Annotated in this window: 14 protein-coding genes; 4 read left to right on the top strand and 10 right to left on the bottom strand. The window is 68.9% G+C overall.

Going from position 1 to position 13005, the window contains the following annotated elements:
- The first annotated feature begins 5 nt into the window (after positions 1-5).
- From BM115_RS13760 to BM115_RS13770, 3 genes are read left to right on the top strand one after another with little or no spacing between them, the layout of a single operon-like run.
- Positions 6-1007: a tripartite tricarboxylate transporter substrate binding protein gene (locus BM115_RS13760; protein WP_092294682.1), complete on the top strand. Its 1002-nt coding sequence runs from the start codon at positions 6-8 to the stop codon at positions 1005-1007.
- A 14-nt stretch (positions 1008-1021) separates the two neighbouring features.
- The gene (locus BM115_RS13765) at positions 1022-2182 is read left to right on the top strand and encodes an acyl-CoA dehydrogenase family protein (protein WP_092294684.1); all 1161 of its coding nucleotides are present in this window, start codon (positions 1022-1024) and stop codon (positions 2180-2182) included.
- A gap of 12 nt (positions 2183-2194) precedes the next feature.
- The gene (locus tag BM115_RS13770) at positions 2195-3172 is read left to right on the top strand and encodes an acyl-CoA dehydrogenase family protein (RefSeq protein WP_092294686.1); all 978 of its coding nucleotides are present in this window, start codon (positions 2195-2197) and stop codon (positions 3170-3172) included.
- 250 nt (positions 3173-3422) lie between these two features.
- Here the strand turns inward: BM115_RS13770 and BM115_RS13775 are convergent, their stop codons facing one another.
- Genes BM115_RS13775 through BM115_RS13805 form a run of 7 tightly spaced genes read right to left on the bottom strand, consistent with a single transcriptional unit; the run spans position 3423 to position 9293 of the window.
- The gene (locus BM115_RS13775; RefSeq protein WP_255370813.1) at positions 3423-4034 is read right to left on the bottom strand and encodes a glutathione S-transferase family protein; all 612 of its coding nucleotides are present in this window, start codon (positions 4032-4034) and stop codon (positions 3423-3425) included.
- A 1-nt stretch (position 4035) separates the two neighbouring features.
- Positions 4036-5013, bottom strand: a complete 978-nt coding sequence (locus BM115_RS13780; RefSeq protein ID WP_255370814.1) for a Bug family tripartite tricarboxylate transporter substrate binding protein — start codon at positions 5011-5013, stop codon at positions 4036-4038.
- A gap of 41 nt (positions 5014-5054) precedes the next feature.
- Entirely contained in the window at positions 5055-6005 is a 951-nt protein-coding gene (locus BM115_RS13785) for an SMP-30/gluconolactonase/LRE family protein (RefSeq protein ID WP_092294688.1), read from the bottom strand.
- Positions 6006-6018: 13 nt separating this feature from the next.
- Positions 6019-6846 carry an amidohydrolase family protein gene (locus tag BM115_RS13790; protein WP_177219916.1) on the bottom strand — a complete coding sequence of 276 codons (828 nt, stop codon included), beginning with the start codon at positions 6844-6846 and terminating at the stop codon, positions 6019-6021.
- A 7-nt stretch (positions 6847-6853) separates the two neighbouring features.
- Positions 6854-7861: a Bug family tripartite tricarboxylate transporter substrate binding protein gene (locus BM115_RS13795; RefSeq protein WP_092294692.1), complete on the bottom strand. Its 1008-nt coding sequence runs from the start codon at positions 7859-7861 to the stop codon at positions 6854-6856.
- 48 nt (positions 7862-7909) lie between these two features.
- Positions 7910-8722 carry an SDR family NAD(P)-dependent oxidoreductase gene (locus tag BM115_RS13800; RefSeq protein WP_092294694.1) on the bottom strand — a complete coding sequence of 271 codons (813 nt, stop codon included), beginning with the start codon at positions 8720-8722 and terminating at the stop codon, positions 7910-7912.
- Between the two features lie 16 nt (positions 8723-8738).
- A complete protein-coding gene (locus BM115_RS13805; protein ID WP_092294696.1) occupies positions 8739-9293 on the bottom strand; it encodes a carboxymuconolactone decarboxylase family protein in 555 nt (184 codons plus the stop codon).
- A gap of 152 nt (positions 9294-9445) precedes the next feature.
- On the opposite strand from BM115_RS13805, the gene BM115_RS13810 reads away from it, so the two are divergent.
- Positions 9446-10342: a LysR family transcriptional regulator gene (locus tag BM115_RS13810; RefSeq protein WP_177219917.1), complete on the top strand. Its 897-nt coding sequence runs from the start codon at positions 9446-9448 to the stop codon at positions 10340-10342.
- Here BM115_RS13810 and BM115_RS13815 read toward each other — a convergent pair.
- The 3 genes from BM115_RS13815 to BM115_RS13825 all read right to left on the bottom strand — a co-directional run bounded on the left by BM115_RS13815 (position 10335) and on the right by BM115_RS13825 (position 12840).
- On the bottom strand, positions 10335-11129 hold the full coding sequence (locus BM115_RS13815; RefSeq protein ID WP_092294700.1) for an SDR family NAD(P)-dependent oxidoreductase: 795 nt from the start codon (positions 11127-11129) through the stop codon (positions 10335-10337). The two genes, BM115_RS13810 and BM115_RS13815, sit on opposite strands and share 8 nt — an antisense overlap.
- A 130-nt stretch (positions 11130-11259) precedes the next feature.
- Positions 11260-11391: an MFS transporter small subunit gene (locus BM115_RS13820; RefSeq protein ID WP_092294702.1), complete on the bottom strand. Its 132-nt coding sequence runs from the start codon at positions 11389-11391 to the stop codon at positions 11260-11262.
- Positions 11392-11412: 21 nt separating this feature from the next.
- Entirely contained in the window at positions 11413-12840 is a 1428-nt protein-coding gene (locus BM115_RS13825) for an L-lactate MFS transporter (protein WP_092295089.1), read from the bottom strand.
- Positions 12841-13005 lie beyond the last annotated feature (165 nt).

Genomic DNA, 13005 nt, shown 5'->3' on the forward strand with positions numbered 1-13005 from the left:
ACAACATGCCAGTTCAGAGCAAAAATGCCAGGCATCACCCCACGCTGCGACGCGTCTGCGCCGTCGCCGCGCTGGTCTGCGCGCCGGCCGCCATGCCGGCGCACGCGGCGGAATTTCCCGATCATCCGATCAAGCTCGTGGTGCCGTTCCCGCCGGGCGGCCCGACCGACCTCGTCTCGCGCGTGATCGCCAAGAAGATGTCGGAAGACCTTGGCCAGCAGGTGGTGGTGGACAACCGCCCCGGCGCCAACGGCAATATCGGCGGCGAGATGGTCGCCAAGGCGCCCGCCGATGGCTACACGGTGCTGTACAACACCTCGTCCATCGCACTGAGTCCGGCGCTGTACAAGAAGCTGCCCTACGACGTGAAGCGCGACTTCGCGCCGGTGGCGATGACCGCCATGGTGCCGCTGGTGCTGGAGGTGAACGCGAAGGTGCCTGCGAACACCGTGGCCGAGTTCGTCAGCTGGCTCAAGGCCAACCCCGGCAAGATGACCTACGGGTCGGCCGGCAACGGTAATGTCACGCATCTGGCCGCTTTCCTGTTCCTGCAGGCCAACGGGCTGGACGCGGTCCACGCACCCTACAAGGGCAGCGCGCCGGCCCTGACCGACCTTGCCGGCGGACAGGTGCAGTTCATGACGGACACGATCAACTCGTCGCTGCCGTTCATCCGCGACAAGCGCATGAAGGCGCTGGCGGTGACCAGCCTCACGCGCAGCTCGCAACTGCCGGACGTGCCGACCGTGGCCGAAACCGTCATGCCGGGCTTCGAGGTGGGCGCCTGGCAGGGCATGATGGTGCCGGCCAAGACGCCGCCCGAGATCGTCAAGAAGCTCAATGCCGCCACGCTGAAGGCGCTGGCCGCGCCCGAGGTACGTGCCAGCCTGGCCGCGCAGGGCGCCGAGCCGCGCGGGACCAGCCCCGAGGCCTACGGCAAGTACGTGGCCCAGGAGCTGGATCGCTGGCGCAAGGTGGTCAAGGATTCCGGCGTCACGCTGGACTGAAACAGGAGTTCGATGTGAGTGCGCTGTTCGCAACGTTCCAGCTCACGGCGCTGCCGCCGCAGGCTGCGGCCTTCCGTGCCGAGGTCAAGGCCTTCCTCGCCGAACATCTGCCCGCGCTGCCGCCCGATGTGCGCGCGCGCTCGTGGATGGGCTTCGACGCCAGCTTCAGCCGTGCGTTGGCGCGGCGCGGCTGGGTGGGGATCACGCTGCCGGCGGCGTACGGCGGCGCCGGGCTCGACGCCTTTTCGCGCTTCGTGCTCGTGGAGGAACTGCTGGCATGCGGCGCGCCGGTCTCCGCGCACTGGATCGCAGACCGGCAGAGCGGGCCGCTGATCCTGCGCTACGGCAACGACGCCCAGCGCGCCTTCTACCTGCCGCGTATCTGCCGCGGCGAGGCGTTCTTCTGCATCGGCATGAGCGAGCCGAACGCCGGCTCCGATCTCGCCAGCGTCAGCACGCGCGCGGTGCCGCTGCCGGAAGGCGGCTGGCGGCTGAACGGCCGCAAGATCTGGACGACCAATGCCGACCGCTGCCAGTACATGCTGGCGCTGGTGCGCACCTCGGGCGAGGTGGGCGACCGCCAGAAGGGCCTGTCCCAGGTCATCGTGGACCTTGCCGCGCCGGGCATCACGATCCGGCCGATCCACGACCTGGCTGGCGACGCGCATTTCTCGGAAGTGAGCTTCGAGGATGTGACCCTGCCGCCCGATGCGCTGGTGGGGCAGGAAGGCGCGGGCTGGGAGCAGGTCAACGCGGAGCTGGCTTTCGAGCGTAGTGGCCCGGAGCGGCTCTATTCGAGCGTGGTGCTGCTCGATGCATGGATTGCCGCGCTGCGCCGGCTGCCGTCGATCCGGCGCGACACGGTCACCGTCGGGCGGCTGGTCGGCCGGCTCGCCACGCTGCGCGCGATGTCGCTGGCGGTGACGGCGCGGCTCGCCGCCGGGGAAAGCCCGCTGGTGGAGGCCGCGCTGGTCAAGGACCTCGGCACCGAGCTGGAGCAGTCGGTGGGCGCGCTGGCCGAAGCGGCGCTCGGGGAGGATCCGGAACTGGCCGCCGACACGGCGCTGTATCGCACGGCGGCCTACGTCAGCCAGATTTCGCCGACCTATTCGCTGCGGGGCGGCACCCGCGAGATCCTGCGCGGCATGATCGCGCGCGGGCTTGGCCTGCGCTGAAGGAGTTTCGAGATGGATAACGCCTATTCCGACGCGCTGACGGCCCTGCTGCGCGACCACTGCACGCCGGCGCATGTGCGCGCCGTGGAAGCGGGGCAGGGCGCGGCGTCGCTGTGGAACGTGCTGCGCGACAGCGGCTTTGCGGACTGCCTGCTGCCCGAGGACGCCGGTGGCGCGGGGCTCTCGCTGGCGGACGTCGCCCCGCTGTTCTTTACGATGGGCTGGCACGCGATGCCGTTGCCGCTCGCGCAGACGATGTTCGCGCGGGCCGTGCTGCACCGGGCCGGCATCGAATTGCCGGAAGGGCCGATCGCGCTGGCGACGTTTGACGGCGCGCCGCGTACCCATGCGCCGGGTGGGGCGACTGCCGCGTGGTTCGTCGTGCAGGACGGCGGTCAGGGCGCGCTGGTCGCCCGCGAGGCAGCGGACGTATCCGAGACCGGCGTGCACGGCGACCTGACGGTCTCCATCGGCCGCTCCCCGTCAACGACCTTTCCGCTGGCGCCGGGGCTGCTGCGCCCGTTGGGCGCCTGCCTGCACGCCGCGCAGATGGCCGGCGCGATGGCGCGCGTCTTCGACATGACCTTGCAGTATGCCAACGACCGCGCGCAGTTCGGGCGGCCTATTGGCAAGTTCCAGGCGATCCAGCATCAGGTCAGCGTGATGGCCGAGCAGGTGGCGGCGGCGCGCGTGGCAGCGCAGATCGCGTGCGCGTCGGACGACGCCTGGCCGGACCGCATGCGCGCAGCGGTGGGCAAGCTCAATGCCAGCGAGGCGGTGACCCCGGTGACCGGCAGCGCCCACGCCGTGCACGGGGCGATGGGCGTGACCGAGGAATACGACCTGCAACTGTTCACGCGCCGCCTGCACGCGTGGCGGCTGGCCGATGGCTCGGAGCGCTACTGGGGCCGGGAGATCGGCGAAGCGGCCTGCGCGGCGGATGCCGGCACGGTCGACCTGATCCGGTCGTGGAGTACCGACGCGGCTTGACCCCGGACTTCGCTTGAGGTGCCCGCCCTCTCCCCCGGCCCCTCTCCCGGAGGGAGAGGGGAGGAACACCGCCGGTTTGCTCCCCTCGCCCGCTTGCGGGAGAGGGGCCGGAGGGAGAGGGGAGGAACACCGCCGGTTTGCTCCCCTCGCCCGCTTGCGGGAGAGGGGCCGGAGGGAGAGGGGAGGAACACCGCCGGTTTGCTCCCCTCGCCCGCTTGCGGGAGAGGGGCCGGGGGAGAGGGGCAGCGCGTCAAACTGACGGCACGGTCTCGCGCATCGACGCGCGCTGGTCGAATGTGGCGAACCATTGCGCCAGCGCTGGCGCCTGCGCGCGCCAGTCACGTTCCTGAAAGCGGAAGTCGAGATAGCCCAGCGCGCAGCCGATGGCGACATGCCCGAGCGATACGGCTGACTCGCGCAAGGTGGCCGCTTCGCCGTCGAGCACCGCCAGTGTCGCCGCCAGCTTGGCGGCCCAGGCGTCAAGGATGGGTGCCGATTGCTGCGCCGTCGGGCGTAGCCGCTCGTTGCGCCACAAGACCAGCAGATCGGTCAGCCCATGGCCGATGCCGTGCCAGCGCAGCGCGCGCAGGCGGGCCGCGCGCTCCTGCGGCACCAGCGCCGAGCCGGCAGCGAGGTATTCGCAGATCAGCGTCGATTCGGACAGCACGCCGCCGTCCTCCAGCACCAGCGTCGGGATCTTGTTGAGCGGGTTCACGCCCATCACGTCTGCGTTGCAGGCGGTCATGGCCACCACGGCGTCCGTGCAGCGGATGCGGTCGGCGATGCCCAGTTCGTGCGCGGTCACCATCACGCGCCGCACGAACGGCGAGCGGGGCGACCAGTACAGCGTCATCGTGCTCATGTCATTCTCCGTGGATGTTGTGTTCCTTGACCACGCGGCCCCACTTGGCGGTGTCGTTGCGGATCAGCGTGGTGAACTCGGCGGCGCTGCCAGGGGCGGGGACCAGACCAAGTTGTTCAAGGTTTGTGCGCACGCCGGGGTTGTCCAGCGTGCGGCGCAGGGCCGCGTTCACGCGCTTCACCACATCAGGCGGCGTGCCGGCTGGCCCCATCATCCCGTACCAGTTGCTGGCCTCTACGTTGGCGATGCCCAGCTCGCCGAGCGTCGGCACATCGGGCAGGAAGCCGAGCCGCTTCGGCGCCGCCACGCCAATCGGCCGCAGCCGCTTGCTGGTGATGAACGGCATCAGCCCGGACGCATCGCCAAAGAACGCATCCACCTGACCGCCGAGCGTGTCGGTGATGGCCGGCGCGGCGCCCTTGTAGGCCACGTGCAGGAAGTTCACACGCGTGGCTGCCTTGAACAATTCGATGGTCATATGCGGCATGCTGCCGACGCCGGTGGAGGCCAGGCTCGGCGGCTTGGCCGCCTGCTGCGCCTGCTTGACGAATGCCGCAGCGTTGGCGGCGGGCGCGTCGGGCTTCACGACCAGCACTTCGGGCGTGTTCACCACCAGCGAGATCGGCGTCAAGTCCTTCTGCGGGTTGTAGGGCAGGCTGGCGTAGAGCGACGGGTTGATGACGATGGCCCCGGCGCTGGTCAGGAACAGCACCGAGCCATCGGTGGGCGACTTCGCCACGAAGCTCGCCGCGATGGCGCCGTTGGCGCCGGGGCGGTTGTCGATGACGACGGTCTGCTTGAGTTCGAGTTCCAGCTGGCGCGAGATGGCGCGCGCCAGCGAATCAGCAGGGCCGCCGGCCGGGAATGCGACAACGAGCCGCGTGATGGGCGCCGCGTGGGCGACGGGTGCAGTGGCAAGGGTGGCCAGCGTGGCCAGGGCCGCGAGCGCGAACGCCGGGGCAAGCATGCGGATGCGCATGGGGGTCTCCTCCAGATTGACAGGGTCGGTGGCGCGCGGGTCTAGCCGCCCACGGCGCCTTGCGTGTTGACGTACAGCGAATAGATCGACGTGCAGGACGCCATGAACAGCCGGTTGCGATGCCGCCCGCCGAAGCAGAGGTTGGCGCAGCGCTCGGGCAGCGAGATATGGCCGATGGCCTCGCCCTGTGGCGAGAACACGCGCACGCCGTCCAGTTCCGGCGTGCCCATGCCCCAGCCGCACCAGAGGTTGCCGTCCACGTCCACGCGGAAGCCGTCCGGCGTGCCGGGGCCGGCATCGACCAGCACGCGCGACTCGCCGAGCCGGCTGCCGTCGCCGCTGACCTGGAAGGCGCGGATGCGGCGCGGGCGGGCGCGCGATTCGATCACGTACAGCGTGGATTCGTCGGGCGAGAAGGCCAGGCCGTTCGGCCCGCTGACGTCGTCGGCCATCACGGTGGCGGTGCCGGTAGCGGGATCGAAGCGGTAGATGCGCTCCGGCTGCTCGGCTTGCGCGCGCTCGCCCTGGTAGTAGCCGGCGATGCCGAACGGCGGATCGGTGAACCAGATCGAGCCGTCGGACTTCACCACCACGTCATTGGGCGAGTTGAGCGGCTTGCCGTCGACGCTGTCAATCAGCACCGTGATGCGCCCGTCATACTCGGTGCGCGTGATGCGGCGGCCACCGTGCTCGCAGGTGATCAGGCGGCCCTGGCGGTCACGCGTGTTGCCGTTCGCATGGCCGGAGGGCGCGCGGAACACGCTTACCGCGCCGGTTTCTTCCTCCCACTTCATGATGCGGTTGTTCGGGATATCGCTCCAGAGCAGGTAGCGGCCATCGCCGAACCAGACCGGGCCTTCGTTCCAGCGCCCGCCGGTGGCGATGCGCTCCACGGCGGCCAGCACCAGGCGGTAGTGCTCGAAGGCGGGCTGCAGGACCTGGACGGCGGCGTCCGGATAGCGGCCGATGGGCATGCGGTCGTTGTCGTGCATGGGGGTTCCTGTTTCAGGCATAGAGCCGGGCGGGGTTGTGGCGCAGCACGGCGTCGGCGGTGGCGGCGTCGCCGCACAGCGCGCGAATCCAGGCCAGCAGTTGCGCCTCGTCGGGCCGGGGATAGCGGATGTTCGGGTGCGGCCAGTCGGTGCCCCAGATCGCGCGGTCCGGCGCGGTGTCCAGCAGGGCGCGCGCCACGCGCACGGCATCGAGATAGGGCGCGATGCCGTCGGTGATGCGGTCAGGCCCGGAGAGCTTGATCCACAGGTGGGGCAGGGCGAGGGTCTCCTGGAGCCGCGCGAAGCTGGCATAGGCCACGCCGTCGCGCGCCTGCACGCGTGCCATGTGGTCGATCACGAGCGGTACGCCCAGCGGGGCCAGCACCGCGAGCGCGCCCAGTACATCGTCGATCTGGCCGTGTAGCAGCGCGTGCCAGCCGTACGGGCGAATCCGCTCCAGCACGGCGCGCATCTGGCCCATGTCCGGCGCGCCGCCGAGGTGGGACATCAGGCCGAGGCGGATGCCCCGTACACCGCGCGCCGCCATGTCGGCAAGCTGGGCTTCGTCGATATCGGGATCGATGGTCGCAATGCCGCGATAGGCCCCGTCGGTCGTATCCAGCGCGGCAAGCAGCGCGCTGTGATCGTTGCCATAGCAGGCGCCCTGCACGATCACGCCATGGGCGATGCCGAGCGCGGCGTGGATCGCCCGGATCTCGGCAAACGGCGCGGGCGGCGGCGTGTAGATGGGGTTGGGTGGCAGCGGATGGGCGTCGTAGGGGCCAAAGATATGGAAGTGGCAGTCCCAGATGCCCGAGGTGCTGGCGGCAGAAGTCGGCATATTGGTGTCAGTCGGAGCGCGCGCCGGTTTCCTTGACCACGCGGGTCCAGCGCGCATATTCGTTGCGGATCAGCGCGCCGTACTGCTCTGGCGTGCCGCCGGTGGCTTCGGCGCCCTGCGCGTGCAGCGCGGCGAGCGTGTCGGGGTCCTTCAATACGGCGGCCACCTCGCGGTGAATCCGTGTAACGACGGTAGTGGGCAGGCCGCGCGGCGCCACGATGCCCTGCCACGTGCCGGAGTCGAACCCGGGCGCGATGGTTTCGGCCAGCGTGGGCACATCGGGCAGCACGGAGACGCGCCGCGCCGTGGTGGCCGCAATCGCGCGCAGCCTGCCGTCCTGGATGAACGGCAGCGCGGCGTTGAGGCTGCCGGACATCATGAAGTCCAGCCGGCCGGAAAGCAGGTCTGGCAGCGCGGCGGCGTTGCCCTTGTAGGGGATATGGTTGAACTGCGTGCCCGTGCGCGCGGCAAACAGCACGCTGGTCAGGTGGTCGATGGTGCCGTTGCCGGACGAGCCGAAGCTCATCTGCCCGGGCCGCGCCTTCAGTTGTGCGAGGAAGTCCTTGGGCGTGCGGATCGGCGAGGCGGCGTTGACGATCACCACCAGCGGCACCGTGGCCACGTACGCCACCGGCGTGAAGATCTCGGTCGGATTCAGCGCGGGCTTCTGGAACAGCGCCGGCGAGATGGCGATCGACGAGCTGTTGTAGAGCAGCGTGTAGCCGTCCGCGGCGGACTTGGCGACCTGCTCCGCCGCGATATTGCCGCCCGCGCCGGGCCGGTTCTCGACCACGACCTGCTGGCCCAGCCGCTCGCCAAGCTTGCGCGCGATCACGCGGGCGATGATGTCGGTGGGGCCGCCCGGCGAGAACGCCACGACCATGCGGATCGGCTTGTCGGGGTAGGTGTCGGCCTGGGCGGCCTGCGCGAAAGAGGGAAGGCCGAGGCTGGCCGCCAGGAACGTGGCCAGCAGGATGCGTCGCCGGGAAGCGGCGGCGCGCGGTGTCGATGCCATGAGCGGGTGTCTCCTCTATCTGTTTTTATATGCGGCGCGTCTTGTCGCTCAGTCGCAGCGCACGCTCATCCCGCCATCGACGACGATCTCGGTGCCGGTGACGAAGCGTGCTTCGTCCGAGGCGAGAAACAGGGCTGCGTTGGCGGTGTCGCGCCCGTCGCCCATGAAACCGAGCGGGATGCGGGCCTGGCGCTGGGCCAGCAGCGCGTCCACGTTGCCGCCGGCGCGCTGGCCGGCCAGGCGGGCTTCGACCATCGGCGTATGCATCTGGCCGGGAATCACGGTGTTCACGCGTACGCGTTTCGGGGCGTACTGCACGGCCACCACGCGCGAAAACTGGATCACGGCGGCCTTGGCCGAGGCGTAGCCCACCTGCGCGGCGCCAGTCCAGCGGATGCCGGAGGTGGACGCGGTGTTGACGATGGCGCCGCCGCCCTGTGCCTCCATGTGCGGCAGCACGGCCTTGCAGGTCAGGAACACGCTCTTGAGGTTGAAGTCGAGCTGGGCGTCCCAGGTCTCCTCGCTCAGTTCCACGGGGCCGCCCTTGGCCGAGCCGCCCACGTTGTTGACCAGCACGTCCACCCGGCCGAAGCGGGCGATACAGGCATCGACCATGGCGTTGACCGCGGCGGCGTCGGTCACGTCGCAGCAATGGGCTTCCACGTCGCCGTCGATGGCGCGCACGCGCTCCAGGGTTTCGGCCATGGCGTCGGCGCTCTTGTCCACAGCGAAGATGTGCGCGCCTTCCTCGGCAAACCGCACGGCAACGGCGCGGCCGTTGCCCCAGCCCGGGCCGACGCAGCCCGCGCCGGTCACGATGACGACTTTGCCTTCGAGTCTCTTGGACGATGTGGATGACATGTTTCGGGATTCCTGTTCAGAGCGGATCGAGTTCGCTGGGCGTGCCTTCGGGCGGCACCACCTCGAACGCGTTGATGGTCATCGAGATCAGCGTGTAGTAGCCGGCGAGGCCGACGAGGTCCACCACGCCGTCCTGGCCGAGCACGTCGATGGCGTGCTTGTAGAGCGTGTCGGGAATGCGGCGCGTCTGGTCGAGGCTCTGCATCACGGCATGGACCACGGCCTCGTCCTCGTTGGCGAAAGCCGGGGTGCGGCCGGTGCGGATGGCTTCGACCACCTCAGGCTGCACGCCGGCCTTCAGCGCCAACGGCTTGTGGGCGTACCACTCGTATTCGGCACGCCAGGCGCGGGCCATGCAGAGGATGGCCAGCTCGGACAGGCGCGGCGGCAGGGAGGAGTCGTAGCGGCAGTACTGGCCCAGCGCCTGGGCGGTGGCGGCGAGCTGGGGGCGTTGCAGCCAGACCGCCAGCGGTCCGCGGACGCCACCGCGCGGGCCGCCGGCAATGGTGTCGTGCACGGCGCGCTGGGCAGGGGTCATGGCGTCCAGCGCCAGGTTGGGGATGCGGGGCATTGCGCCTGTCTCCGGAATTGTAGGGTTGTCTTGGAATCCGGCCATTGTGCAAATGGCGTTTGGATGCGTCCAATATATTTTTGGGAACAGACTGATTCCAAAATAGAATGACTGGCGCCGCTGTCCGGTGGCGCACGCAAGGGGCGGGAAGCATGAAAGCGACGATGGAGATTCGGGACCTGCGCATGTTCATGGCGCTGGCGGAGGAACTGCATTTCGGCCGCGCGGCGGAGCGGCTGCGCATCTCGCAGCCGCCGCTGACCAAGCACATCCAGCAGCTCGAGGAACAGCTTGGCGTGATGCTGTTCGACCGCAACAAGCGCAGTGTGCGGCTGACGCCGGCCGGCGCGGCGCTGGTGCAGGAGGCGCGGCGCATCCTGAATCAGGCCGAGGTGGCCTTGCAGGTGGTGCGGCGCGCACAGCAGGGCGAGACCGGCACGCTGCGCATCGGCTTCGTGGCGGCAGTGGTCTACATCGGCATCGAGGCGCTGTTCGCCCGGCTGCATCGCGAACTGGCGGGCGTGGAAACGGTGTGGGAGGAGATGGGCTCGTCAGAGCAGGTGGAGGCGCTGCGCAAGGACCGCATCGACCTGGGCTTCGCGCAGGTGCCGATGGGGGTGGGCGAGATGGCGGCGCACCTCGTGGCCAGTGTGCCGCTGGCGGCGGCGCTGCCCGCCACGCACCGGCTGGCCGGTCGGGCGAAGATCGACGTGGCGGCGCTGGCCGACGAGCCGTTCATCGTGATTCCCCGGGAGAGCGCGCCGGGCTACTTCGACCTGACGGCGGCCACCTGCCTGGCCGGCGGCTTCAGCCCGAACTTCCGCCACTACGCCAAGCACCTGCTGTCCGTCATCAGCCTGGTGGCGCTGGGCCGGGGCGTGGCGCTGGTGCCGCGCACGCTCGGCACGGCGGCGGTGCCCGGTGTGGTGCTCAAGCCGCTCACCGGGGCGCCGGCGCACGCGCAGTACTCGGCGATCTGGCATCCGGGGAACCCGTCGCCGGTGCTGGCGCGTGCGGTGGAATTGCTGGGGGCGGGCGGCCTCAGATGATCGTATCGACCACGCCGCCATCCACCCGCAGCGCCGCGCCGGTGGTGGCCGATGCCTGCTTCGAGCACGCGTAGACGATGATATTGGCCACTTCCTCCACCGTGGCCGCGCGCTGGATCAGCGACGAGCTGCGGTGCGCCTTGACGAAGTCGGCCGCCACTTCCTCGGCGCTCTTGCCGGTCTTGGCAATCTCGTCCTTGAGCATTGCCTCCACCCCTTCGGACAGCGTCGGCCCCGGCAGCACCGCGTTGACCGTCACGCCGGTGCCCGCCAGCCGCTTGGCCAGCCCACGCGAGATGGCCAGCTGGGCGGTCTTGGTGACCCCATAGTGGATCATTTCCACCGGGATATTGATCCCGGACTCCGACGCGATGAACACGATCCGGCCCCATTTCCGGGTGGCCATGCCTTGGGCGTAGGCGCGCGAGAGCCGCACGCCGGTCAGCACGTTGACGTCGAAGAAGCGCGTCCATTCGCTGTCGGGGATGTCGAAGAAGTCCTGCGGCTGGAAGATGCCGAGGTTGTTCACGAGGATGTCGAGGTCGGGATGGGTGCCGACGAGCTTGTCGCACACCGCCGCATCGACCAGATCGCCGGCAAAGCCTACCGCCTGGGCGTCTGGCACGGCGGCTTTCAGCTTGGCCAGCGCCTGTTCCACGCTGGCGCTGCTGCGGCCGTTGACGATGACGCGCGCGCCGGCCTCGGCGAGCCCCTTGGCCGTGGCAAAGCCGATGCCGGCCGTGGAACCCGTGACGAGGGCGGTCTTGCCCGATAGATCGATCTTCATGGCGACTCCATTCAACTGGGTGGAAAGAAAGGAACGGGCCCCGCGCGGGGCAACCCGACAAGTGTAGGAGGAAATGAAAAGGGCCGCGTTGCCGCGGCCCTTCCGTCACTGAGTCACTGGCTGTCCGGTATTAGTGGAACAGCTTCAGCGCCTGGGTGATGGTGTTGGACACCCCCCAGACCAGCGGCACCAGCACATAGAGCCAGAACACCGCCAGCAGACCCGTATTGGTCGGTTGCGCGTTGAGAGATTGGTTTTCCATGGATGACTCCGTTCTAGATACTTAGTGCGCGCCGCCCGCCACACCGGCCATGCCGGCCACGTCGGCGTCGCTCATGTGGTGCTTCTCGCTGACGCGCGAGACCAGCAGGTTGGCCAGGAAGCCGATAACCAGCAGGGCGGCCATGATGTGCAGCGTCATCGTGTACGCCGCGCCACCGGTCACGCCGTGCGCCACCTGGTATTCGCGGATGTAGTTCACCAGCACCGGACCGGCGATGCCGGCGGCGGCCCAGGCGGTCAGCAGACGGCCATGGATGCCGCCCACGTAGGCCGTGCCGAACATGTCGGCCAGGTAGGCCGGGATGGTGGCGAAGCCGCCGCCGTACATCGACATGATGACGCAGTAGGCCAGCACGAACAGCGCGATGCTGCCGGCGCCACCCAGTTGCGGCACCAGCCAGTACAGCACGGCACCCAGCGCGAAGAACACGAAATAGGTGTTCTTGCGGCCGATCCAGTCCGACGACGAGGCCCAGAAGAAGCGGCCGCCCATGTTGAACAGCGACAGCAGGCCCACGAAGCCCGCGGCGGCAGCCGGGGTGACCGAGCCCTTGAAGCTTTCCTGGATCATCAGCGAAGCCTGGCCGAGCACGCCGATGCCGGCGGTCACGTTCAGGAACAGCACCACCCACAGCAGGTAGAACTGGGGCGTTTTCAGCGCCTGGTCGATGTGCACGTGGTTACGCGTGATCATCTTGTTGGTGGTGACCGGCGGGGTCCAGCCAGCGGGCTTCCAGCCGGGCGGCGGGACGCGGATGGCCAGCGAGCCGATGGTCATCGAGATGAAATAGCCCACGCCCATGACCAGGAAGGTCTGGGTCACGCCGACCGAGGTGGCGCTCTTGAAGGTGTTCATCAGCGCCACGGACAGCGGCGCGGCGATCATCGCGCCGCCGCCGAAGCCCATGATGGCCATGCCGGTGGCCATGCCGCGGCGGTCCGGGAACCAGCGGATCAGCGTGGAGACCGGCGAGACATAGCCGAGGCCGAGCCCGATCCCCCCGAGCACGCCGTAGCCGAGGTAGAGCAGCACGATCTGGTGCGTATAGACCCCGAGGGCCGAAACCAGGAAACCGCCGCCGAAGCAGCAGGCCGCCGTGAACATGGTCTTGCGCGGGCCCACGCGTTCCAGCCATTTGCCGGCGAAGGCGGCGGAAATGCCGAGGAAGAAAATGGCCAGCGAGAAAATCCAACCCAGCGTGGTCAGTTTCCAGTCGTCAGGCGCGGATTCGGAAATACCGATGACCTTGGAAAGGGGGGCATTGAATACCGAGAAAGCATAGGCCTGGCCAATGCAGAGGTGCACCGCCAGCGCGGCGGGCGGGACCATCCAACGGGAAAATCCCGGTTTGGCGTAGGTCGCTTCCTTGGAAAAGAACGGCGCTCGCCCGTAGGACGGGCTGCCACCATCGTTGATCACGCTGCTCATGTTGAACATTCTCCGGGACATGGGAATACCGGGTAGTTCGTCCCCACTGGCCTGGCGCGCCCGGCTGCTCTGGCGGCAGCGCGGTTGACCCCGTCACGCCCTGGACGAATTACCCCCAGAAATGTCGGTGCCCCCGGGCTTTGAGAGGGTTTGTGGCCCCGGGGC

This window comes from Cupriavidus sp. OV096, assembly GCF_900115455.1.
In the GTDB taxonomy this organism is placed as follows: domain Bacteria; phylum Pseudomonadota; class Gammaproteobacteria; order Burkholderiales; family Burkholderiaceae; genus Cupriavidus.